The organism is Streptomyces coelicoflavus, from assembly GCF_045041415.1.
Lineage (GTDB): Bacteria > Actinomycetota > Actinomycetes > Streptomycetales > Streptomycetaceae > Streptomyces > Streptomyces coelicoflavus.
Genome location: NZ_CP108218.1, coordinates 3,262,267 through 3,284,342, shown reverse-complemented (window position 1 = coordinate 3,284,342; position 22,076 = coordinate 3,262,267). Strand labels below are relative to the sequence as shown.

General features: G+C 69.0%; 19 protein-coding genes. 9 read left to right on the top strand and 10 right to left on the bottom strand.

Annotation, left to right across the window (positions count from 1 at the left end; translation table 11 throughout):
- Positions 1–2: 2 nt before the first annotated feature.
- Both OHA99_RS14370 and OHA99_RS14365 read right to left on the bottom strand, forming a co-directional pair.
- Positions 3–1,082, bottom strand: coding sequence for an LPXTG cell wall anchor domain-containing protein (locus tag OHA99_RS14370; RefSeq protein WP_405696066.1), 1,080 nt, complete (start codon positions 1,080–1,082; stop codon positions 3–5).
- A 543-nt stretch (positions 1,083–1,625) separates the two neighbouring features.
- Positions 1,626–1,913: a chorismate mutase gene (locus OHA99_RS14365; protein ID WP_153178341.1), complete on the bottom strand. Its 288-nt coding sequence runs from the start codon at positions 1,911–1,913 to the stop codon at positions 1,626–1,628.
- Positions 1,914–2,257: 344 nt separating this feature from the next.
- On the opposite strand from OHA99_RS14365, the gene guaA reads away from it, so the two are divergent.
- Positions 2,258–3,838: a glutamine-hydrolyzing GMP synthase gene (gene guaA, locus OHA99_RS14360; RefSeq protein ID WP_405696064.1), complete on the top strand. Its 1,581-nt coding sequence runs from the start codon at positions 2,258–2,260 to the stop codon at positions 3,836–3,838.
- A gap of 20 nt (positions 3,839–3,858) precedes the next feature.
- On the opposite strand, the gene OHA99_RS14355 is transcribed toward guaA, so the two are convergent.
- Positions 3,859–4,356 carry a pyridoxamine 5'-phosphate oxidase family protein gene (locus tag OHA99_RS14355; protein ID WP_405696062.1) on the bottom strand — a complete coding sequence of 166 codons (498 nt, stop codon included), beginning with the start codon at positions 4,354–4,356 and terminating at the stop codon, positions 3,859–3,861.
- Between the two features lie 237 nt (positions 4,357–4,593).
- Here OHA99_RS14355 and OHA99_RS14350 point away from each other — a divergent pair, with 237 nt between their 5' ends.
- Both OHA99_RS14350 and OHA99_RS14345 read left to right on the top strand, forming a co-directional pair.
- Positions 4,594–5,892 carry a hypothetical protein gene (locus OHA99_RS14350; protein ID WP_054099520.1) on the top strand — a complete coding sequence of 433 codons (1,299 nt, stop codon included), beginning with the start codon at positions 4,594–4,596 and terminating at the stop codon, positions 5,890–5,892.
- A 153-nt stretch (positions 5,893–6,045) separates the two neighbouring features.
- Positions 6,046–6,564, top strand: a complete 519-nt coding sequence (locus OHA99_RS14345) for a DoxX family membrane protein (RefSeq protein WP_405696060.1) — start codon at positions 6,046–6,048, stop codon at positions 6,562–6,564.
- A gap of 76 nt (positions 6,565–6,640) precedes the next feature.
- Here OHA99_RS14345 and OHA99_RS14340 read toward each other — a convergent pair whose 3' ends face one another.
- Positions 6,641–7,222: a recombinase family protein gene (locus tag OHA99_RS14340; RefSeq protein ID WP_405696058.1), complete on the bottom strand. Its 582-nt coding sequence runs from the start codon at positions 7,220–7,222 to the stop codon at positions 6,641–6,643.
- 876 nt (positions 7,223–8,098) lie between these two features.
- Between OHA99_RS14340 and OHA99_RS14335 the strand changes: the two genes are divergently transcribed.
- A complete protein-coding gene (locus OHA99_RS14335) occupies positions 8,099–8,896 on the top strand; it encodes a hypothetical protein (protein WP_405696056.1) in 798 nt (265 codons plus the stop codon).
- Positions 8,897–9,431: 535 nt separating this feature from the next.
- Here the strand turns inward: OHA99_RS14335 and OHA99_RS14330 are convergent.
- The gene (locus tag OHA99_RS14330; protein ID WP_405696054.1) at positions 9,432–10,982 is read right to left on the bottom strand and encodes a recombinase family protein; all 1,551 of its coding nucleotides are present in this window, start codon (positions 10,980–10,982) and stop codon (positions 9,432–9,434) included.
- 5 nt (positions 10,983–10,987) lie between these two features.
- Here OHA99_RS14330 and OHA99_RS14325 point away from each other — a divergent pair, with 5 nt between their 5' ends.
- A complete protein-coding gene (locus OHA99_RS14325; RefSeq protein ID WP_405699057.1) occupies positions 10,988–11,131 on the top strand; it encodes a hypothetical protein in 144 nt (47 codons plus the stop codon).
- A gap of 55 nt (positions 11,132–11,186) precedes the next feature.
- Here the strand turns inward: OHA99_RS14325 and OHA99_RS14320 are convergent, their stop codons facing one another.
- Both OHA99_RS14320 and OHA99_RS14315 read right to left on the bottom strand, forming a co-directional pair.
- Positions 11,187–11,432, bottom strand: coding sequence for a hypothetical protein (locus tag OHA99_RS14320; protein WP_153178337.1), 246 nt, complete (start codon positions 11,430–11,432; stop codon positions 11,187–11,189).
- Positions 11,419–12,858 (bottom strand): PspC domain-containing protein, encoded by a 1,440-nt coding sequence (locus tag OHA99_RS14315; RefSeq protein WP_405696052.1) that lies wholly within the window; start codon positions 12,856–12,858, stop codon positions 11,419–11,421. The genes OHA99_RS14320 and OHA99_RS14315 overlap by 14 nt, the downstream gene beginning before the upstream one ends.
- A 190-nt stretch (positions 12,859–13,048) precedes the next feature.
- On the opposite strand from OHA99_RS14315, the gene OHA99_RS14310 reads away from it, so the two are divergent.
- Both OHA99_RS14310 and OHA99_RS14305 read left to right on the top strand, forming a co-directional pair.
- Positions 13,049–14,341 (top strand): ATP-binding protein, encoded by a 1,293-nt coding sequence (locus OHA99_RS14310; RefSeq protein ID WP_007444081.1) that lies wholly within the window; start codon positions 13,049–13,051, stop codon positions 14,339–14,341.
- Entirely contained in the window at positions 14,338–15,093 is a 756-nt protein-coding gene (locus tag OHA99_RS14305) for a response regulator transcription factor (protein ID WP_153178335.1), read from the top strand. Before OHA99_RS14310 ends, OHA99_RS14305 begins: the two co-directional genes overlap by 4 nt.
- Before the next feature lie 22 nt (positions 15,094–15,115).
- Here the strand turns inward: OHA99_RS14305 and OHA99_RS14300 are convergent, their stop codons facing one another.
- A complete protein-coding gene (locus OHA99_RS14300; RefSeq protein ID WP_153178334.1) occupies positions 15,116–16,159 on the bottom strand; it encodes a C40 family peptidase in 1,044 nt (347 codons plus the stop codon).
- 309 nt (positions 16,160–16,468) lie between these two features.
- Between OHA99_RS14300 and OHA99_RS14295 the strand changes: the two genes are divergently transcribed.
- A complete protein-coding gene (locus OHA99_RS14295; RefSeq protein ID WP_405696049.1) occupies positions 16,469–16,822 on the top strand; it encodes a hypothetical protein in 354 nt (117 codons plus the stop codon).
- On the opposite strand, the gene OHA99_RS14290 is transcribed toward OHA99_RS14295, so the two are convergent.
- Both OHA99_RS14290 and OHA99_RS14285 read right to left on the bottom strand, forming a co-directional pair.
- On the bottom strand, positions 16,800–17,819 hold the full coding sequence (locus OHA99_RS14290; RefSeq protein ID WP_405696047.1) for a tellurite resistance/C4-dicarboxylate transporter family protein: 1,020 nt from the start codon (positions 17,817–17,819) through the stop codon (positions 16,800–16,802). The genes OHA99_RS14295 and OHA99_RS14290 overlap by 23 nt on opposite strands.
- A gap of 27 nt (positions 17,820–17,846) precedes the next feature.
- On the bottom strand, positions 17,847–19,040 hold the full coding sequence (locus OHA99_RS14285) for an NlpC/P60 family protein (RefSeq protein WP_405696046.1): 1,194 nt from the start codon (positions 19,038–19,040) through the stop codon (positions 17,847–17,849).
- A 478-nt stretch (positions 19,041–19,518) separates the two neighbouring features.
- On the opposite strand from OHA99_RS14285, the gene pcrA reads away from it, so the two are divergent.
- Entirely contained in the window at positions 19,519–22,035 is a 2,517-nt protein-coding gene (gene pcrA / locus OHA99_RS14280; protein ID WP_405696044.1) for a DNA helicase PcrA, read from the top strand.
- Positions 22,036–22,076: the final 41 nt, after the last annotated feature.

Below are 22,076 nucleotides of genomic sequence, written 5' to 3'. Positions count from 1 at the left end.
CGTCACGCGTCCGAGCCGGCCTTGCGCCGACGCACCACGAACACCGCACCGCCGCCGACGACCACGGCGAGCCCGCCGACGAGGCCGATCACCGGCAGCGCCGAGCTCGAGCCGGTCGAGGCGAGGCTGCCGGTGACCTCCGGGGCGTCGGCGGCCTGCTTCTCGACGGTGACGGGCGCGACGGGTGCCTTGCCGCCTTCCTGCGGCCGGGTGCCGTCCGTGTCCGTGCCGGGGGCCACGATCCGGAACTTGTAGGCGACGTCACCGAAGCCGGTGCACTCGCCGTCGGCGTCGCCGTAGATCGTCGCGCCGAGCGTGAAGCCCGCGCCGACCGGAGCGCCCGCCCGCACGTTGATCCGCATCGGGATGGCGACCTCGTAGTCGGGCGCCAGCTCGTCGGTGTAACCGATGTACCCGACCGCGTAGCCGAGTTCGTCGAGGTCCTCCCAGGACTCGTCCTGGGGGTTCCAGGCCTGGAGGCCGACCTTCTCGGTCTCGAACAGATCCTCGCCGTCGAGGTCGGCGGAGGCGCCGGCCAGGTACTCGAGGTTCTGAAGCGTCGAACCGGAGTCGTTGGCCACGTTCAGCGAGAACTCGTGCCAGCCGCTGCCCGCCGCGATCTCGCCGGGCAGGCCCTCGATGTCGACGTCGACCTTGGTGTCCTCGCACACGGACGGCTCGGGGTCCGGGGCCTGCGATTCCTCCGGTTCCCCCGATTCCTCCGGAGCGGAGGCGCTCGGGGACGGGACCGCGGGGGCGGACGTGGTCGGCTCCGAGGCGTCGGGGGCGGGAGTCTCCTCCTCGCCCGTTCCCTCCTCGCCCGTTTCCTCCGTCGCGCTCGCGGAGCCCGTCGGGCTGCCTGTCGCGTCGCCGGGAGTCGGGTCCGTCGCGGTCCCGCTCGCCGTCTCGTCGGGCACGTCCGTCTCGTCGGTCACGTCCGTCCCGTCCGGTGAGGCAGACGTGGAGGCGGACGGGGACGCCGACGCGTCACCGGTCGCATGGGCGGACGGGGCCGCGAGGAGCGCGGCGGGGGCGACCACCGCCGTGACGGCGGCTGCGGCCAGGGCGCGACGAAGCTTCATGCCCGGTGTGATCAACGAAACCTGTGAATGGTTGTCCCCACATTCACAGAATCCTTATGTGGCCTGCGTCACTGCGTCACTGCATTGGCGATGGCGGGCGGCGGCACGGCGAAGGGCCCCGCGGGCTGCGGCCGCAGGGCCCTCCCTCTCAGCCGGCACCGGCGTCAGGGCGGCGCCGGTGCCTCGGAGCGGCGCCGGGGGGTTGCGCCGCTTGCCTGGGATGCCTGTGTTGAACGGGGGACCCGTCCCGTCGGCCGGCCCCGGGCGTCCCCGGAGCCGGCCGTTCTCTTGGGTGACCGGGCTGCTGTCCCCTGCCGTCCGGTCACTTTCCTGGAGCGAGGTCCCACGACGTCCGGCACGATCCGTACGTCTCATCGCTCCAGCGAGCCACGCGTGGTTCTTTCGGGCCCGCCCCTGGCTGACACGGACACCGGGACCAACGAAGCCGCTCGCCCGCCGGTCACGCGCCGTACGGGTGAGAAGGTGCCCGAACTCAGATACGACCCTGCTCGCGCCACTCTCGCGGACGTGTCAGCGGACGTGTCAGACGCGCCCGCGGCACAGCTCCAGCATCGTCATCGCCAGCGCCGTGCCCGGCTTGCCCAGAGCCTGCCGGTAGTGGTCGAGCACCTCCATCTCGCGCGAGAGGTTCACGCGCCGGCCGCCGGAGGTGATCCGCGCCTCCTGGATGACGGCGGAGACGGCCATGCGTTCCTGGATCAGCCCGATGATCCGGTCGTCCAGGGAGTCGATGCGCTCGCGCGCGCCGGTGATCACGCCGGCGGCCTCGGGGGTGTGGGCGCCGGTCTTGTCCGAAGCGGTGACGGTCATGTCGGTGGCTCCTCGCCGAAGGGTGGCGGCACCCGGGGCCGGCGCGGTCCGCACACGCCAGGCGCCCCGGACCTTGTCGGCCCGGGGCGCCTGGGAAGTCGCTTGTCAGTTGCTCAAGCAGCACGACCATGGCAGCCGGTGGGCCGGTTGCCATAGGTAAACAGGAAGGTCTGGTGCTTGCGCATGGGCCCAGTATGCCCCGGCGACGGTCGGTGTCCAAGCCGGTTCGCATGGTGAGACCCGGCGGCGGGACCCGGACCCGGAGGACGGCGGGGCCGGGGGCACCCGCCCACCTCGGTAGAATCGGGAGCACAAGCCCCCGCCCGACCGCCGGAAGGCACCCCGTGTCATCAGCGACTCCCGCTGCCGCCGCCCCCGACACCGTCCTGGTCGTCGACTTCGGCGCGCAGTACGCCCAGCTCATCGCCCGCCGTGTCCGCGAGGCGCGGGTCTACAGCGAGATCGTGCCGAGCTCCATGCCGGTCGAGGAGATCCTCGCCAAGAACCCGGCGGCCATCATCCTCTCGGGCGGCCCCTCCTCGGTGTACGAGCCGGGCGCCCCGACCCTCGACCGCTCCCTGTTCGAGGCCGGCGTCCCCGTCTTCGGCATGTGCTACGGCTTCCAGCTCATGGCGCGGACCCTCGGCGGCACCGTCGACAACTCCGGCGCCCGCGAGTACGGCCGGACCGACCTCACGGTCTCCAAGCCGTCCTCCACCCTCTTCGAGGGCACCCCGGCCGAGCAGGACGTGTGGATGTCGCACGGCGACGCCTGCTCCGCCGCCCCCGAGGGCTTCACCGTCACCGGCTCCACGGACGTCGTCCCGGTCGCCGCCTTCGAGAACGACGAGAAGAAGCTCTACGGCGTCCAGTACCACCCCGAGGTCATGCACTCCACGCACGGGCAGCAGGTGCTGGAGCACTTCCTGTACCGCGGCGCGGGCCTGCGCCCCGACTGGACCACGGGCAATGTGATCGAGGAGCAGGTCGCCGCCATCCGCGAGCAGGTCGGCGACAAGCGCGCCATCTGCGGCCTGTCCGGCGGCGTGGACTCCGCGGTCGCCGCCGCCCTCGTCCAGAAGGCCATCGGCTCCCAGCTGACCTGCGTCTACGTCGACCACGGCCTGATGCGCAAGGGTGAGACCGAGCAGGTCGAGAAGGACTTCGTGGCCGCGACCGGCGTGCAGCTGAAGGTCGTGGACGCCGAGGAGCGGTTCCTCAAGGCGCTCGCCGGGGTGTCCGACCCCGAGGAGAAGCGCAAGATCATCGGCCGTGAGTTCATCCGGGTCTTCGAGCAGGCCCAGCTGGAGATCCTCCAGGAGGACGGCCCCGAGGTCGCCTTCCTCGTGCAGGGCACCCTCTACCCGGACGTCGTCGAGTCCGGCGGCGGCACCGGCACCGCCAACATCAAGTCCCACCACAACGTGGGCGGCCTCCCCGACGACATCGAGTTCGAGCTGGTCGAGCCGCTGCGCCAGCTGTTCAAGGACGAGGTGCGGATGGTCGGCCAGGAGCTGGGCCTGCCGGACGAGATCGTCCAGCGCCAGCCCTTCCCCGGTCCGGGCCTCGGCATCCGCATCGTCGGCGACGTCACCAAGGAGCGGCTCGACCTGCTCCGCGAGGCCGACGCCATCGCCCGCGAGGAGCTGACCGCGGCCGGCCTCGACCGCGACATCTGGCAGTGCCCCGTGGTGCTGCTGGCCGACGTCCGCTCCGTCGGCGTCCAGGGCGACGGCCGCACCTACGGCCACCCGATCGTCCTGCGCCCGGTCTCCTCGGAGGACGCCATGACGGCGGACTGGTCCCGGCTGCCGTACGACGTGCTGTCCAGGATCTCGACCCGCATCACCAACGAGGTGAAGGACGTCAACCGCGTCGTCCTCGACGTGACCTCGAAGCCGCCGGGGACGATCGAGTGGGAGTAGGCCCAGTGGGCCAGTAGGCCCTAGGCGCGCCTGACGGTGCGCAGGGGTTTCCCGGGCTGCCAGATGTCGACGACCAGGTACCTGTCGTCCTCCACGGAGGTGCGCACGACCTCCGTCAGCTCGGTACGGAAGAGGTGGAACGGCTCCGGCGGTTCCACCTCTTTCACGTACCCGGCCTTCGTCTCCGGGTCGTCCACCTCGACCGCCCGCCCGGCGATCCGTACGTCTCCACCGCCCATGCCGGTGCCGTCCCCCGGGTTCGCCTGGAGCGCGAAGCGCGGGTCCCGGCGCAGGTCGAGCGCCTTGAGGGAGCCCGGCATCATGCCGAGCCACACCTCGCCGCTCAGGAAGCGCACCTCCAGGCCGGTGGTGCGGGGCGAGCCGTCCTTGCGGAGGGTGGCGAGGACATGATGCGTGTACGCGCCGAAGCGCGCCTCGACGGTGCCGGCCAGCGCGGGTTCGGCGGCGGCGAAACCGGCCCAGTTCACGGGGGTGTCCACGGGTGTGCCTGAAGTCATGCGCCGAGTGTGGACCCGAATACCGACACCTCCTGTCGGGATACCGGTCAACACGGTGGTCCGCGCATCACCCCCGCTGAGCAGACGTAAGGCGGGCCCGTGGGCGGGGGAGGGCCCGGGTGCGGCACAATTCGCTGGCGTCCCAAGGGATTTGGAGGCTCCCACGGCCTTCTGCTCCCGGGTTCCGGACGGGTTCTTTCACAGGGTGCACAGGGTGCGGGAAGGCAGGCGTCGGGCGTGGCGGTGCAGGAGGCGAGACGCGGGAGCGGCTCGGACAAGGGCGCGTACGAGACGGCCGCGCACGGCGGCGGCTGCACCTGCGGGGACTGCCCGCACGGCGCCCGTGAGGGCCACCGCCGGGCGGTGGCCGCGTTTCTGCTGCGGCGGGACGAGTTCGCGGCCGGGCAGGGACTGCCGGCCGCGGTGGCCCACTCGGCCTCCGCCTCCCGCCAGTGGGTCTCGGAGGAACTGACCCAGTCCGCGGAAGCCGTCGCAGAACGCGGCCGTGCCGAGGGGGATGCCTGGCTCGCCGGGCTGGGCCGGCGCACGGCGGCCGTGGTGTGGGCGGCGGTCGTCTCGCTGCTGCTCGGGCAGGCCCTCACCGCGGTCGGCGCGGGCTGGTCGGCGGCACGCACCGCCGGGCTCGCGGCGGCGCTGGTGGTGGCCGGCGCGCTGACCGCGGCGTCCTGGTTCCACCGCGGCCGGGGCGGGGCGCTGGCCCCGGTCATCGGCGAGGACAACCGCCTGTCCACCTCACGTGCCGTGGCGGTGGCCTGGGTGCTCTTCGTCGCCTACGCGGTACTCGTACTGGCCGGGCAACTGGCCGTCGCCTCCGGACACGACCGGCGGGACGCGCTGATCTCGGGCCTCGAACTCGGCCGCGGCGCCGGCGCGGTGACCGTCCTCGCGGTGGTCTGCGCGGTGGCGGTCCTGGTGCGGCGGGTGGTCGGGCTCAGGGTGCTGGGACAGCGGCTGCAGAAGGTCCGGGCCGACCGGCCGCGCGCCTCCGACCTGCTGACGGACGACGCCGGCCGCGGGACCTTCGCCGACATCCAGTACGTCGTGATCAGCGCCGTGGCCCTGGTGTTCGCGGCGGTACGGCTGGCCCGGCGCCCGGAACAGCTGCCCGACCTGCCCTGGGGTCTGGCGGTGGTGGTGCTCGTGTCGGCGGCGACCTACGTGGCCGGGAAGTACGCCGAGGGCGGCCGGCCGGTGATCCTCTCCGTGGTCCGGGCCCGGGAGGCCGGTGACCTGGACGCGCCGATCCGCACCGGCGACGACATCGAGATCCGCGGCGCGGGCTTCGTGCCGCCGGGTGCCCAGCGGGCGGACCGGCTGTCCCGGATGGTCGTCCGCGTCGGCACCGTCCACGTCCACGTCCCCCTGGTCCCGGTGACGGGCGGCTTCAGCAATCCCTCGGACGACCTGCTGACGGTCCCCGTCCCGGCGGACGTCGAACCCGGCCGGGTGGAGGTCCAGGTGGTCACCGGCGCGGGCGTCGAGACCAACCGGTACGCGATCGACGTGACGGACTGACACCGGGGGCGGCGCCCGGCTGAGGGTTCCGGTCGGCGACCTGTCGAAACCGACAGCAAGAAACCCCCTGCCGAGGGTTGAGCGGGGCCCACGTGTCCTACGTATGGTCTGGTGGGGGGTCTGGGCATGCGCGGCGAGAGGCGGCTGGCAGTGATGACTCACGGGATGCGGACGGATGTCTACACCTCGCCCGGGGGCGGGGGGAACTGGCGGGACAACGCCGCCCGGTACGCCCTCCTTCCGCTACGGATCTTCCTCGGTGTCACGTTCGTCTACGCGGGTCTGGACAAGCTCACCGACAGCGCCTTCATGAAGGACGCGGGCGCCGGCTCCGTCGGCGACATGATGCGCGCGGTCCGCGACTCCTCGGCCGTCCCCGCCCTGGTCGACCTGGCCCTGAAGAGCCCGGCCGGCTTCGGCTACGCCATCGCCCTGGGCGAGCTGGCCGTCGGCATCGGCACCCTGCTCGGACTCCTCACCCGCCTGGCGGCGCTCGGCGGGGCGCTGATCTCCCTCAGCCTGTGGCTGACGGTCAGCTGGGCCGCCGATCCGTACTACTACGGAAATGATCTCCCGTACATGTTTTGCTGGGCCCCTCTCGTGCTGGCTGGCGCACCCCTCTGGTCGCTGGATGCCCTGATCAGGAACCGGCGCCGTAGGAGGGCCTACTAGGTCAGGGGCAGCCGCAAGACGGCATGAGCAAGTCCTCCAGCGTGGGCACTGGAGGGCTCTCCGGGGGACTCTGTAATCAGTCGGTCAGGTGTCGGTACAGGGTGGCCCTGGACACCCCCAGAGCCTTGGCTATGGCAGTGACGCTCTCCCCCTTGGCCTTCCTTGCCTTGGCTGCTGCGATCACGTCCTCATTGATGACAGAGGGCCTACCAAGGGTGCGCCCCTGGGCCTTGGCCGCTTCCAGTCCGGCCCTTGTCCTCTCAACGATCATGTCTCTCTCAAGTTCAGCAAAGGCGACCATCATCGTGAAGAAGAACTTCCCCTCTCCCTTGGGGGAGTAGCTACCGGCGAGAGTGCCGGTAAGGATGCGCAGAGCAATCCCTCTGTTGTGCAACTTCTCAGCGAGAGTGAGCACGTCTTTAGTGGACCTTCCAAGCCTGTCCAGCTTCCAGACACAGAGGGTGTCCCCCTCCCTCATGTACTCCAGTGCTGCCAGCAGCCCCGGACGCTCCGTGTTCTTGCCAGAGAGCTTGTCTTCGAACACCTTCGAGCACCCTGCCTCTGACAGAGCATCAGCCTGGAGCTGTGCATCCTGATCCTTGGTGCTCACTCGCTTGTATCCGATGAGGTGGCCGGTCCTGCTCTGCTTCGTCGTCATACCCCGAGTGTCTCACAAAGGTGTCTCAGAAGTCGACTCCCTGGCAGGCTTTCGAGACTAGTTATGAGACGCCTCAAGTTGGGGTGAAACGGGCATCCTGACCGGACCCTGAGAGTGTCGCTTTAACCATCGATTCTGAGACGGTATGAGGCACCCCCTGCACCCCCCTGCCATGCACCCCGGGGGTAATGCATGTGCGGGTACGTCATGTGAACCGCAGGAGCGCCGCCCTTCCCCCGTGTACGGGTATGAAGGCTCAGGAGGACCCCTGGAGGCCTCTGAAGGTCCGAATGGATACAGGGACCAGAGGCGGGGTGCTAGGCCGTTAGAACGGCGTACAGAGCCTTCTAGGGGCATTCTCGGGTACTGGCTCCCCGTAGGGTTCGCCTTGGCCGGTGAATCTCTGCTCCGTCGGCACTCTTTGTGTGGTCTGCGTCTCACTTTCTCTAGATGTTGTCCGGGGCTGGCCCAAAGGACACCTACGTACAGGGTGAGATTTATCGGGGACCATGCACACTCGGCGGTGTGCCTCTGGTGTGGCCAATGTGCCAGGCAGTTCCCAAGTCGTCATGGGCTCTATACGGATTCCTCCCTGTGAGAAATGGTCATAGAGATGAACTACTCTCTTACCCTTGCTGCTTTTGTTCTGTGGGGGTAAGGGGGCAGTATCTTCTCTAGCCGTTGTCCTCTTGTGAGTTACTTAAAGACTGTCCCTTAGATGATTACTTCTCTACAGGCATCCCCGAAGAAGGATGCCTCTTTAGTTCTCTCTAGTGGGTAGGTGGGTCTAGACCTCCCATGAGAGAAGAGATAGGGCCCGGTCGTGAGACCGGGCCCTATTCTCGTCTCTACTGTCACCTATCAAGGAGTATGACAATGCCTAAGCAGTATGACACGAACTTTGTCACCGAACCCCCGGCAGACCTTCCCCTCTCTCCCAAGGTGAAGAATCTCAGGAAGGCATACCAGGACGCCGATAAGGCTAATACCTCCTACGCCCAGGAGAATGCCCGGTACCGCACCCAGAACGTTGCCTTGGTTGGAGAGATCAAACCTCGATACAGCAGTCTTGCCCTGGAAGAAGCTAAGCGGGAACTCAAGGAAACTGAGATTGCCGCAGTAGAGGCCGGTAAGCCGCTGCCTGATAAGGATGAGTTCCTTGCCCCGGTCAAGGCCAAAATGGATGAGTACAGGCGAACGGTAGAGGCTTTGAAGGTCCTGGCCGCCAAGGCTAAGCAGGAGTATTCAAATGCTCTGTTCGGTGAGCTGAAGACGATGGGGCTGAAAGAAGCTGAGAAGGCTTATACGGCACGCCAGGATTGGGAGAAGGCTTGGAAGGCTATGGTTGCTGCCCAAGCCACTCTGGAAATGCACGCCTCCCTATTCTCCTGGTGTGTCACTGCCGGAGGGTATGACGTTTACCCGAGTAAGGGTGATAGCCAGGGTGAGCGTCTGGAGTATTGGGAGATCACCGATGATGGTCGACTCAAGTTTGAGTCTGCCAAGGCACTCGACTTTTACGACAATATGGTGAAGGTTGACGGGCTAATTGAGCCGGACCCTAACCCTCCCGCTCCTGTCGTTGATGAATGGGCCGTTAATCACATTCCTCGGCAGTTTTACAGCAAGCCGCTAGGTAATGAGGATGCGAGCCACGTCGGATATATCTACTGAACTTAGGCTGACCGCCTGGCCTTGGCCGTACCCCTGCACAGATCCTCTGCCAGCAGATACCCTGTGGGCTGTACCCAACCGAAGAAGGGAGGGGGAAGCGCGATGACCGGCACCCCCGAACAGAACGGCTTAAGTCTCACGTTCACCGAAGCTGAACAGGGCTTGGGCTACCCGCCAGGCGCACTGAGGAAAGCGGCAGACGAAGCAGGCTGGACGGAGCTTCAGATGCTGGATTCTTGGACGCTCTGTGCTGTGCTCTGCCTCCTCTGGCCTTACCCAGAGGAGTAAATAGAGTCACCGCAATGGGACCGGTTGGGTACGCCTAGCCGGTCCCTTTGCATGTCTGGAGAATGTCAGTGTCAGAGACTCGGGTATGTCCAAGGTGTAAGCGGACACTGCCTGTCTCGATGTTCAGGAAAGATCCTCGCCGCAAGGGCGGCAGGGCAGGTAACTGCCAGGATTGCCGTTGGGAGCAGAAGACTGGCGAGTTGGCTCCCTGGAGATCAGAGAGCCAAAGTGACGAGTGATGTATTCCTCAGTGAATAGTGAATGGTTGATGCAGGCTCTTCCCTAGATCAACCTCCGCGCCAAAGTCAAGAGTATTGGATACGCCCTTAATGAGGGGGTTGAGTCGGATGCTGACTCCTGCCTTCAGTAGGTGACGCGTTCTTTCGTCCTTGTTGTCTTTGTTTCTTTCCCACATGTGGCGGAAGGTCTCCCCGGTAGCTCGGTACTCGTAACGGTCGGGCTTATCTCCCTCGACGGACAGGGAGTCGTGTTCCTCGTACAGGGCTGCAATCTCTTCCTCGGTGGACTTCTTGGCAAAGCCTGAAGAGTTCTTACCGCCGGGGCGGATAGATCTCTGAAGTTCCGTCACGTACTCCTCGATTTCGTGAAGCCTCTGAGTATTATTCGATCCCTTGACGTAGTAGCGCTCGTGCATGGGGAGATCTCCGATGACTCCCAGGATCGTTGCTTCTACAATCTCTTCGACTTTCTCTGCGCGGAAGGCGTATCCCTTACCGCATGATTTGCGGTTAGCCGCCTTGTTGCAGCGGTACACCGGCCTACCCTGTTGCCTCTCAGGGTTGAAGAGATACAAGTTTCTTCCGCATCCGCCACACAAGACAACTCCACGATACGCAGTCGTGTTTTTTGTGGAGCGACGGGCAGAGCTGGGGCGCCTGTTCATCTCTTCTTGGAGCCTGGCCCATTCATCGTCTGTGAGGATTGGATCAGCCATCCTGATCTTCCCCTCAGAAGTCACGATAGGCTGAGATACTCCGTACTTCTTTCCTGGTACCTTCACTTCCTCGCACTTCCAGCCGAGGATGGTTTCAGACCTCAGAATGGTTGTGATGGTGCGGCTGCGCCATATCGGAGGGGAGTCGCCGTTGTTCTTCCGACGATTCGACATCCTCTCGGCCCCCGGCGACATTATGTCTCTAGCGTTGAGGTCATCACAGATGGTCGAGTAGGGGTCTCCGTCCTCAACGACCCGCTTATAGATCTCGCGAATGACATCCTTCTGTGTTTCGCGCACCCGGAGCCTCATGGCGCCGTCAATGTCACGGAATGACTCGTAACCGTAGGGGGGATTTCCTTTTGCCCATACGTTCTTGGACTTTGCATAGTTCTGGAACGACTTAACTCGCATGGAGATGTTCTGTGCTTCAGTCTCAGCGATAGCCGCAAACAAATCAATGATTACGGCCCGGAAAGGGCCTACCATATCGAGTGCAGGTTCTTTGGCTGAAACCAGAGATTTACCCCCGTGAGCAGCCGCCCATTTGATCATGTCCTGCATATCTACGACTTTGCGGACGAATCTGTCCATCTTCCAGAAGAGCAGAAGATCGAATTCCGGGGCTCGATTTTTCAGCCATTCCCCGAGTTCGGGCCTGTCGAATGGGTGAGATTTGGTGGCGGAGATATGGGCATCCCTCGCTACTCCCACCACCTGCCACCCCAGGTTCTGCCTCTCCTCCACGTAGGCCGTGCAGTCCTGTAGCTGCCGCTCCAGGGAGGTGGATGCGTCGGTCTCGTTGCTGATCCGCAGGGCGATCAGTACCCGCACAGTCTTCACAACGAGTGACCCTACAACAGCAGTACGCCAGTGATCTCGCCTACCTCATGGCCTGGCTCCCTCTCGTCCTGGCGGGCGCCCCGCTGCTGTCACTGGACGCCCTACTGCGCTCCCGGCGCCGGGGAACGGCCGGCGGCGGGTACCGGTAGCCCGAGCCGACGCCGTACGGCGCTCCGGCGGAGGCCGGCAGCCCGAGGGGTGTCGTCAGCGGGGGAGGTCCGCCCGGGGTTCGTCGGGCGCCGCCACGCCCGGTGCTCCGCGGCGCCGGTGCGCGGAGCGGGCCACGATCCCGACGACGCCCGCGACGCAGAGCCCGCCGTTGACGAGCGGGATCAGCACGAACCACGGCGTCTCCCAGAGGCCGCCCGCGTCACCGGCGTAGATCACCCCGGCCAGCATCAGGAAGACACCGGCCACCAGTCGTCCCGGCTGGAACCTATGACGCAGCACGGGTCACCTCCGCCTGACCGACGCCGACCTGGAGGTCGAGCTCGAGCGTGCCGGTGTTCTTGGCGCCCTTGGCGGGGGGCAGGGTGATCTCCTTGTGCTTGCCCGGTGCCACGTCCACGTCCTTCTCGTCGTCGCCGGGCAGCTGGATGTCGCCCACACCCACCTCGACGCTCAGCCGCACGGTCACGTCCTGCGGCACGACGACCCGTATTCGGCCCATGCCCACGTCGGCCCGGGTGCTCACCGTCTGCCCCTCGCCCAGGTCCAGCCGGGACAGGTCGAGGGTGCCGCTGCCCGCGCCGATGTCGTACTGATCGCGCACGTCGGTCGCGACCACGGGCTTCCAGGTGGTCCGCACCCACTCGGTGCCGACGTCCTCCGGAATCGCGACCGACCCGGCCAGCAGGCCCGCCGTGATGATCGCCAGGAAGATCGAACCGGCTCCCGTGCGCCCGATGAACGCACTGACCGCGATACCGAGGCCGAAGACGGCGAGCGCGCACGCCAGGCCGGTCTGCAGGCTGCTGCCGAGCGCATGGTCGTCCCAGGTCAGCCGGGTCCCGAGGAAGCCGGCGAGCAGGGCGAGGAGGAACACCCAGCCGCCGATGCCGCGGGGCCCACGCGTCTGCACGGCCCGGGAGCTCCGGTCGCCCGCCAGGGCGCTTTCGCGGCGTCCCGGGATGCCGCGGCCGATGTTGACGGCCGCGGCGATGTCACGCTCCACGGAGTCCGGCGGCCCCCACATGTAGCCCGTCCCGCCGTCGTGGGTACCGTCCTTGACGATGGGATCGCGCCACCAGGAGGGCCAGGTGTACATGATCGGCGGTGCCTGGGCCTCCGGCGGGGCGTCGGCGACGGCCTGGGCCGAGAGCGGGTCCGGTTCCGGTGTTCTGCGCTGCCGGGACCAGTACCCCGCGCCCGCGAGGAGGAGGGAGAGGACGACGCCGAAGGTGAGCACGCCGCCGTTGTTCAGCATGGTGAGGAAGACCCCGCAGCCGACCAGGGCGAAGAGCACGGCCGCCAGTGCCTGGCCGTCGACCCGGCCGGTCAGCAGCTTGCGCACCTCGTTCTCCTCCTCGTCGTCATAGGGGACGAAGAGCCAGGCGAAGCCGTAGAAGATGAGGCCTATGCCGCCGGTCGCGGAGAGCACCGCGAGGGTGATCCGGAAGATCACCGGATCCAGGTCGCACTGCCGTCCGAGGCCGGCGCAGACGCCGGCGAGCGACTTGTGCCGCCGGTCCCGCCGGAACCGGTGCGGCGGCCCGGGGACATCCGCGCCGCCGACGGCGCCCGCGTCGGCCGGGACGCCCCCGCCGCCCGCACCGGCATCCGCGGCGGGCGCGGCATCCTGCGGCCCGGCGCCCCGCGGAGGGCGCGGGCCGGAGCCGGGTCCCGGACCCGTCGCGGCGTGCTCGTGATCTGTCATGAGTCCATGGTGACGGGCGCGACGCCGTGACGGCAGTCGGTTCGACCCTGGTCGGACCCTGATATCGGCCCTGACTCCGTGCCCGGGGAGCGTTCGAGGACCGCCCGGCCCTCGGCGGGCCGAAGATCAGGGGTGAGTGGGGGAACGACCCTGATGCCGCCGCTCCCGCACCCGTGTGAATATCGGTGTCATGCCGGAAGCCGCAGCAGCACCCGTCGTCGAACCGCGGCCGCCGCGCAAGCTCTACCGAAGCAGCGACGGACGCTGGCTCGGCGGGGTGGCGCGGGGGCTCGCCGGACATCTCGGGCTGCCCGTCATCTGGGTCCGGTTCGCCTTCGTCGGCCTGTTCATGGCCGACGGCCTGGGCGCGCTGCTGTACGCGGCCTTCTGGTTCTTCGTGCCGCTGGGCGTCGGGGGCGTGGAGGCGCAGAAGCCGCCGTCCCTCGTCACCTCCGAGACCGCGCCGGACGGCCGCCGCAGACTCGTCGCCCGCAAGCCGGACAAGGGGCAGATAGTCGCCCTGCTCCTCATGGTCGTCGTCGCCCTGGTCTTCGTGGGCAACGTCGACCTCGGCGGCGGAGCCAAGGTCTACCTGTGGCCGACCGTGCTCGTCGGCGCCGGCGTCGCCCTCGTCTGGCGCCAGGCGGACAACGCGCGCCGGGCCCGCTGGGCGGAGGTGGGACGCCACCGCCGCACCGTCACCCTGCTGCGCTCGGTGGCCGGCGTCCTGCTGGTGACGGCCGGAGTCACCGGCATCTTCGTCCTCCAGGGATCCGCCGCCCACCTCGGCTCCGTCCTCCAGGCGGCCCTCGCCGTCCTCGTCGGGATAACACTCCTCGCCGGCCCCTACCTGGTGCGGATGACGCAGGACCTCTCCGAGGAGCGGCTGATGCGCATCCGCGCCCAGGAGCGCGCCGAGGTCGCCGCCCACGTCCACGACTCCGTGCTGCACACCCTGACCCTGATCCAGCGCAATGCGGAGAACGCGGGGGAGGTGCGCCGCCTCGCCCGCGCCCAGGAGCGCGACCTGAGAGCCTGGCTCTACAAGCCGGAGGGCAACGGCAAGGACGAGGACGACGAGCCCACCACCCTCGCCGAGGCCGTCAAGCGCAACGCCGCGGAGGTCGAGGACAAGCACGGCGTCCCCCTCGAGGTGGTTGTCGTCGGCGACTGCCCGCTCGACGAGAGGACCAGCGCACAGATGCAGGCGGCACGCGAAGCGATGGTGAACGCGGCCAAGTACGGTGGCGAGGGCGGCGCCGTACAGGTCTTCGCCGAAGTCGAGGGCAGGACGGTCTTCGTGTCCGTCCGGGACCGCGGCCCCGGCTTCGACCTCGACTCGATACCCGCCGACCGCATGGGCGTCAGAGAATCGATCATCGGCCGCATGGAGCGCAACGGCGGCACGGCGCGGCTGCGCGCGGTGCCGGACGGCGGCACGGAGGTCGAACTGGAAATGGAGAGGGCGGAGAAGACGTCATGAGCGACCCGACCGAGGCGAACGGAACGGCGGGAACGGCGGGGGCGGGCGAGGCGGCCCGGCCCGCGCAGCCGGCCGGTGACGGCGCGGGGGAGCGTCACGTACGGGTGGTGCTCGTCGACGACCACCGCATGTTCCGCACCGGCGTCCAGGCCGAGATCGGCCAGACCGCCGAGACCGGGGTCGAGGTCGTCGGCGAGGCCGCCGACGTCGACCAGGCCGTCACGGTCATCACCGCGACCCGCCCCGAGGTCGTCCTCCTCGACGTCCACCTCCCCGGCGGCGGCGGGGTCGAGGTGCTGCGCCGCTGCGCGCCCCTGATGAGCGACGCCGAGCGGCCCGTCCGCTTCCTCGCCCTGTCCGTCTCGGACGCGGCGGAGGACGTGATCGGTGTGATCCGCGGCGGCGCCCGGGGCTACGTCACCAAGACCATCACCGGCACCGACCTGGTCAACTCCGTCTTCCGTGTCCAGGAGGGCGACGCCGTCTTCTCCCCGCGCCTGGCCGGCTTCGTCCTCGACGCGTTCGCCTCCACCGACGCCCCGCCGGTCGACGAGGACCTCGACCGTCTCACCCAGCGCGAGCGCGAGGTGCTGCGTCTGATCGCCCGCGGCTACGCGTACAAGGAGATCGCCAAGCAGCTCTACATCTCGGTCAAGACCGTCGAGTCCCACGTCTCCGCGGTCCTGCGCAAGCTCCAGCTGTCCAACCGGCACGAGCTGACCCGGTGGGCGACGGCACGACGGCTGGTCTGACGGCCCCGTACGGGGCGGCGGCTCACACCACCCGAGCCGCCCCCGCGAACGGCATCTCGTCCACCGGGGCGACACGCACCGGTGCCGACGGGTTCGGGGCGTGGATCATCCGGCCGTTGCCGACGTAGATGCCGACGTGGCTGATGCCCGAGTAGAAGAAGACCAGGTCCCCCGGGAGGAGTTCGGACCGGCCCACCCGCCGCCCCGCGTCGATCTGGGCGTAGGTCGTGCGGGGGAGGGAGACGCCGGCGGCGCGGTAGGCGGCCTGGGTGAGGCCCGAGCAGTCGAAGGCGTTCGGGCCGGTCGCGCCCCACACGTAGGGGCTGCCGAGCTTCTGGTAGGCGTAGGCGACGGCCGCGGCGGCACGGGAGTTGGGGGCCTGGGACGAGGCGGACAGGCCCTCGCGGGGGCCCGGCGTCGAGCGGGAGGCCCGGTCGCCGGCGCCGGCGCGTTCCTCGGTGGTCAGCCGGGACAGCAGGCTGCGGGCCTTCTCCAGCTTGCCGGTGACGGTCTCGCGGTGACGTTTCAGCTCCGCCCGGCGGGACTTCAGCGAGGTCACCTCGACGCGGGCGGCGCCGCGCAGTTGCTCGATGTCGCGGAGCTCCTTGCGCACGCGGCCCACCTCGGCCCGCTGTCGGCTGCCCGCGCGTTCGGCGAACGCGGCGCCGTCGAGGTACCGGTCCGGGTCCGAGGAGAGCGCCAGCTGGAGGGCCGGGTCGAGGCCGCCGCTGCGGTACTGCGCCGCCGCGACCGAACCCAGGGCCTCCCGTGCCGAGTTCAGCCGGTCCTCCTTGCGGGCGGCCTCGTCCCGCAGTTCCTCCAGGCGCTGTTCGGCGGCGTCCGCCTTCTCCTTCGCGCCGTTGTACTTCTCCGTCGCCACCTCGGCCTCCTGGTAGAGCTTGTCCACCTTGGCCCTGACCTGCGCCGCCGTCGGCTGCGGAGCGGCCTGCACGGTCGTTCCGCCCAGGCCCGTCGCGGTGGCCGCCCCCGCGAGGGTGATCGTGGCCGCCGTACGGGCTCTGCCGCCGCCCTTCGCGCGCTGTCGCGGCCTGCGGTGCGTTCCCACCTGCGATCCACGTCCTTCCGTACGACTCGACTCCGGCCCGTGCCGGGGCGGCTCCGGTTCGTTCCGGTCGCCTGGGCCAGGACGCTAGGCGCGTGGGTAACGGTCCGGTGACGGGATGCGCGGAAGTGGCGGCAGTGGATCAGGTGGCGACCTTATGTGACCGCAATCCTCTCCGGGGCCCGCCTTCTTCACGCAGGGTGATGACCGATATGCCGGACCGGAGGCAGGCGGGAGACGTGAGCTGCTACGGGAGGTGCCGGGACGGGCCGGTGTCCGGGGGCGTTCGAGGGCTCATTAGGCTCCGGCCTCATGGACGTACTCATCCACATCTTCGTCGGCCTGCACATCATCGGCATCGCCGCGCTCCTCGGCGGCTTCCTGACCCAGATGAAGGCGATGGGGCAGGGCGCCGCCCGGTTCACGCCCGCGATGCTGCACGGCGCGCTGACGATGCTGGTCACCGGTGCCGTCCTGATCGGCCTCAACCAGGCCCAGGACTATTCCGTAGACAACGTCAAGATGGGCGTGAAGCTCGCCGTACTGATCGTGATCCTCGGGCTGGTCTACGTGAAGCGCGACGAGGAGAAGGTGGAGAAGTCGCTGTTCGGCCTGGTGGGCGGGCTGACCCTGGTGAACGTCTTCATCGCGGTGCTGTGGACCTGACCGCCGTTCCGGAGTCCGCCGCCACGGACCGCAGCCTGCAGCGGGCCCGGGCGACCGCCCCCGTAGCGACCGCCAGCCAACCGGCCACCGCGATCCACAGCAGCGCCCGGCCCGGCGCGTCCAGCCACGGGACGTCGACGACGGCGGACACCGACAGCGTCGCCGCCGCCGTCATGCCGAGCGGGAAGACCGTCGACCAGCGGCGCACGTCGTAGCGGAGGCGCGGCCAGGCGATCTCGGCGGCCAGCAGCACGGCGTACCAGGCGAGGTCCAGCGCGAGCAGGAAGACCGTCAGGTCGTGCAGGACGGCCTGGTCGTCGGCGTTCCACAGGTACATGCCGGTCCCGGCCGCCGCGAGCAGTTTGGCCCCGGCGAGGGCCGATATGGCGAGCGCGCCGCCCGCCACCCAGTGGTCCCCGGAGCCCCGGGCCACCTGTCGCAGGTCGAAGCGGAACAGCGCGATCAGATAGAGCACGATCCCCAGCCAGAACGGCACCAGCGCCGCATGCGCCAGCCAGGGCGTCGAGGTGGCCGCGGAGAGCGTCGCGGCGAGCACGGCCAGCCCCTCCGTGGCCACGCAGCCCAGGAACACCGCCCCGGGCATCCTGCGCCCCCAGTGCCGCACCACCAGGAGCAGCAGCCACGGCCACAGCAGGGCCGCCAGCACCAGCAGCACCGCCGCCAGGAGCGACCAGCCCAGCAGCGAGAAACGGGTGCCGAGCACGGTCGTGGCGGCGACGGCCGTCAGAGCGCCCGGTGTCCCCGCCCGCTCGACCCACTGCGGCCGGTCCGTGAACAACAGGTGGACGAAGTTCGCCGCCAGTATCAGCCAGGCGACACAGGCCAGGGCCAGCGCGATCCGGGACAGGACCTCGCGGCCGGTCAGATGCAGGGCGACCGACACGATGCCGGTCGCCATCACCGCGGCCCCGGCCGCCGGTGGACGCCGCTCCAGCCAGGTGCGCAGCGCGGAGGGGTGGTGGGTGGCCGGTGACATGACCACGATAGTAGAGAACCGTGCTGGTCAGCCGGGACGCACCACGCTGTAGATCGACGACTCGCCGTCGTAGAAGATCGACTCCTCGCGGACGTACGCGCCCGGCTTCGGGGCGTGGATCATCATGCCGTCGCCGATGTACAGGCCGACGTGGCTGATGTCGTCGTAGAAGAAGACAAGGTCACCGGGTTGTGCCTGGGAGACGGAGACCGTCGTGCCGGCGTTGACCTGGTCGTAGGTGACGCGCGGCAGCGTCACGCCCGCGGCCTTCCAGGCGGCCTGGGTGAGGCCCGAGCAGTCGTAGGAGCCGGGGCCCGTGGCGCCCCAGACGTACGGCTTGCCGATCTGGGCGCGGGCGAAGGCGATCGCCTTCTCGGCCTTGGTCCCGGTCGAGGCGCCCGGCGTCGACGAGCCCGAGGAGTCCGACGAACCGGTGCCGCCGGAGGTCCCCGAGGACCCGGAGCCGCTCTCCTGCTGGGCGGCCTCCTCCCGGCGCTTGCGCTCGGCCTCCTCCTGCGCCGCCTGCTGCTTCGCCAGCTCGGCGGCCTTGCGCTCGGCCTCCTCCTGCTTCTTCTTCTCGATCGCCGCCAGCCGGGCCTTCTCCTCGGCGGTCAGTTCCGACAGCAGCTCCCGCGCGGTGGCGAGCTTCTTCTGGACGGTCGACTTGGCCGTCTTCAGGTCGTTCTGCGACTCGGTGAGCGTCTCGAGGCCCTCGGTGGCCTCCCGGCGCTTCTTCATCGTCTCGGACTGCTGGGTGACGTAGTCGTCGACGGCGCTCTTCTGCCGACCGGTGAGCCGGTCCATCAGCTGGTTCTGGTCGAAGTAGTCCTGCGGCGAGTCCGCGAGCAGGAGGGTCGCGGTCTCCGGGACCGCGGCGCCCGTGCGGTACTGGGCGGAGGCGAACGAACCCAGCTCCTCGCGCGCGTCGTTGAGCTTCTGGGTGCGCTGGGCGACGTCGTCGAGGAGGCCGTCGACCTTCTTGCGCTGCTTGGAGGTCTTCTCCTTGGCCGCGTTGTACTTCTCGGTCGCCGACCCGGCCTGCCGGTAGAGGTCGTCGACCTTCTTCTCGACCTCCTCCAGGGTCGGCCGGTCGTCCGACGGCGTGGCGTTCGCCGTCTGGGACAACAGGGCGACGGAGGTGAGGGCCGCGGTGGCGAGGGCCGGGGTCCGTATGCCCGCGACGCGGGGACCGGTGGGACGCGACTTGCGGTGCGACGCCAAGGAGGCGACTCCTTCCAGTGCTCCGCCTACCGGGTTAGCGATGGGGGCACCCCCAGGCCGTTCAGGCTCTGGGGGAGGGTTCGGGCGGTGGTTCGGAAGGGTTGCCCTACGGCGGGCCGCCCTCTCGTCTCGGCGAGGGCGGTGCGGCCGATTCACCCCAAGGTCTCGGTGGGTCCCCGGCTCCGGGTGCCGTGCGGGCAGACCGGACTCGGCGGAGGCCGCGCGGCCCGGCGAGGTTCGCCGGAGGGGGTCGAGCGGCCTGCCCCGCACCGTAGCCAACTCGTGTGGCCGCTGTGAAGGTTGGTGGGTGATATGCCCGATACATTTTCGTGACCTTTCGTTCGGGCGCCTCCGGGCCGGTCGCGAACGTCACTCTTCGTGGTTCCGCTGGTCGCAGGGCGTGCCCGCGCCGGGGCGCGGTGGGCATTTTCCGGGGCGGCACCGGGTTGTCGGTGGGGCGCCCTAGACTCGGAGAGCGATGAGCAGCCTCTTTGACGACAGCTTCCTGGCGAGCCTCCAGACCCCCCGGGGTCACGAGGAGGAACCCCCGCCGCCGCCCGAGGACGATCACGGACCGGAGCAGGTTCCGCACGATCTGTTCGGCGGGAAGTTCGACGCGCCTCCGGAGCGGGACACCCACTACCGGGACGGCGCCCCGCGCCCCGCCCTGGACGCCGCGGCGCTCCTGGAGGGGCTGAACGAGAACCAGCGGGCCGCCGTCGTCCACTCCGGCTCCCCGCTGCTGATCGTGGCCGGCGCCGGCTCCGGCAAGACCCGCGTGCTGACCCACCGCATCGCCCACCTGCTGGCCGAGCGGAGCGTCCACCCCGGCCAGATCCTCGCGATCACCTTCACCAACAAGGCCGCGGGCGAGATGAAGGAGCGCGTCGAGCAGCTCGTCGGCCCGCGCGCCAACGCGATGTGGGTGATGACGTTCCACAGCGCGTGCGTGCGCATCCTGCGCCGCGAGTCGAAGAAGCTCGGCTTCACCTCGTCGTTCTCGATCTACGACGCCGCAGACTCCAAGCGGCTCATGGCGCTGGTCTGCCGCGACCTGGACCTGGACCCGAAGCGCTTCCCGCCGAAGTCCTTCAGCGCGAAGATCAGCAACCTGAAGAACGAGCTGATCGACGAGGAGGACTTCGCCGCCCAGGCCGCTGGGGGCACCTCCCAGACGGAGTCTGGGGGAGGTTTCGAGAAGACGCTCGCGCAGGCCTACGCGATGTACCAGTCGAGGCTGCGCGAGGCCAACGCCCTCGACTTCGACGACCTGATCATGACGACGGTCAATCTGCTGCGCGCCTTCCCGGACGTCGCCGAGCACTACCGCCGCCGCTTCCGGCACGTCCTGGTCGACGAGTACCAGGACACCAACCACGCCCAGTACGCCCTGGTGCGCGAGCTGGTCGGCGTCCCCTCGGAGCACCCCGTCGACGTGCCGCCCGAGGCCGAGGTGCCGCCCGCCGAGCTGTGCGTGGTGGGCGACGCCGACCAGTCGATCTACGCCTTCCGCGGCGCCACCATCCGCAACATCCTCCAGTTCGAGGAGGACTACCCGGACGCGACGACGATCCTGCTCGAGCAGAACTACCGCTCCACGCAGACCATCCTCAGCGCCGCCAACGCGGTCATCGAGCGCAACGAGTCCCGCCGCCCCAAGAACCTGTGGACCAACCAGGGCAGCGGCGCCCAGATCACCGGGTACGTCGCCGACACCGAGCACGACGAGGCGCAGTTCGTCGCCGACGAGATAGACCGCCTCACCGACGCGGGCGAGGCCAAGGCCGGCGACGTCGCCGTCTTCTACCGGACCAACGCCCAGTCCCGTGTCTTCGAAGAGATCTTCATCCGCACCGGCCTGCCCTACAAGGTCGTCGGCGGCGTCCGCTTCTACGAGCGCAAGGAGGTCCGGGACGTCCTGGCCTACCTGCGGGTCCTGGCCAACCCCGAGGACTCGGTGCCGCTGCGCCGCATCCTCAACGTCCCCAAGCGAGGCATCGGCGACCGCGCCGAGGCGATGATCGACGCCCTCTCCCAGCGCGAGAGGATCAGCTTCCCGCAGGCCCTGAAGCGCGTCGACGAGGCGTACGGCATGGCCGCGCGCTCCGCCAACGCCGTCAAGCGGTTCAACACGCTCATGGAGGACCTCCGCACGATCGTCGAGTCCGGCGCCGGACCGGCGACCGTCCTCGAGGCGATCCTCGAACGCACGGGGTACCTGGCGGAGTTGCAGGCCTCCACCGACCCCCAGGACGAGACCCGCATCGAGAACCTCCAGGAACTCGCCGCCGTCGCCCTGGAGTTCGAGCAGGAGCGGGCCGAGGGCGAGGAGGCCGGGACGCTGGCCGACTTCCTGGAGAAGGTCGCGCTCGTCGCCGACTCCGACCAGATCCCGGACGAGGAGGACGGCGACGGCGTCGTCACCCTGATGACCCTGCACACGGCCAAGGGCCTGGAGTTCCCGGTCGTCTTCCTCACCGGCATGGAGGACGGCGTCTTCCCGCACATGCGCGCCCTCGGCCAGGCCAAGGAGCTGGAGGAGGAACGGCGCCTCGCCTATGTCGGGATCACGCGCGCCCGCGAGCGGCTCTACCTGACCCGGTCGACACTGCGCAGCGCCTGGGGCCAGCCGTCCTACAACCCGCCCTCCCGGTTCCTGGAGGAGATCCCGGCCCCCCACCTGGAGTGGAAGCGCACCGGGGCGAACGGTCCCGCGCCCTCCGCGCCGGTCTCGGGTGTGGCGGCCTCGCTGTCCTCGTCCCGTTCCCGCTCCTCGGCGTCGGGCGCGTCGGGCTTCGCGACCCGCAGGTCGGCCGGCGCCGAGCAGCCGACGGTCTCGCTGGCGGTCGGCGACCGCGTCACGCACGACCAGTTCGGGCTCGGCACGGTGGTCGGGGTCAAGGGCACCGGGTCCAACGCGGAGGCGACGATCGACTTCGGGGACACCAAGCCGAAGCGGCTGCTGCTGCGGTACGCGCCGGTGGAGAAGCTCTAGCGGCGCGGCCCGGGCCGGCGCGGCGAGGCGCAGTGCGGGCC

What these genes read in the sequence shown, in the direction of transcription:
- OHA99_RS14295 (WP_405696049.1), top strand. Translation starts at nt 16,469, where the DNA reads ATGGACGTACTCATCCACATCTTCGTCGGCCTGCACATCATCGGCATC.
- OHA99_RS14355 (WP_405696062.1), bottom strand. Translation starts at nt 4,356, where the DNA reads ATGACTTCAGGCACACCCGTGGACACCCCCGTGAACTGGGCCGGTTTC.
- OHA99_RS14305 (WP_153178335.1), top strand. Translation starts at nt 14,338, where the DNA reads ATGAGCGACCCGACCGAGGCGAACGGAACGGCGGGAACGGCGGGGGCG.
- pcrA (WP_405696044.1), top strand. Translation starts at nt 19,519, where the DNA reads ATGAGCAGCCTCTTTGACGACAGCTTCCTGGCGAGCCTCCAGACCCCC.
- OHA99_RS14310 (WP_007444081.1), top strand. Translation starts at nt 13,049, where the DNA reads ATGCCGGAAGCCGCAGCAGCACCCGTCGTCGAACCGCGGCCGCCGCGC.
- OHA99_RS14340 (WP_405696058.1), bottom strand. Translation starts at nt 7,222, where the DNA reads ATGACGACGAAGCAGAGCAGGACCGGCCACCTCATCGGATACAAGCGA.
- OHA99_RS14315 (WP_405696052.1), bottom strand. Translation starts at nt 12,858, where the DNA reads ATGACAGATCACGAGCACGCCGCGACGGGTCCGGGACCCGGCTCCGGC.
- OHA99_RS14370 (WP_405696066.1), bottom strand. Translation starts at nt 1,082, where the DNA reads ATGAAGCTTCGTCGCGCCCTGGCCGCAGCCGCCGTCACGGCGGTGGTC.
- OHA99_RS14345 (WP_405696060.1), top strand. Translation starts at nt 6,046, where the DNA reads ATGACTCACGGGATGCGGACGGATGTCTACACCTCGCCCGGGGGCGGG.
- OHA99_RS14335 (WP_405696056.1), top strand. Translation starts at nt 8,099, where the DNA reads ATGCCTAAGCAGTATGACACGAACTTTGTCACCGAACCCCCGGCAGAC.
- OHA99_RS14290 (WP_405696047.1), bottom strand. Translation starts at nt 17,819, where the DNA reads ATGTCACCGGCCACCCACCACCCCTCCGCGCTGCGCACCTGGCTGGAG.
- OHA99_RS14365 (WP_153178341.1), bottom strand. Translation starts at nt 1,913, where the DNA reads ATGACCGTCACCGCTTCGGACAAGACCGGCGCCCACACCCCCGAGGCC.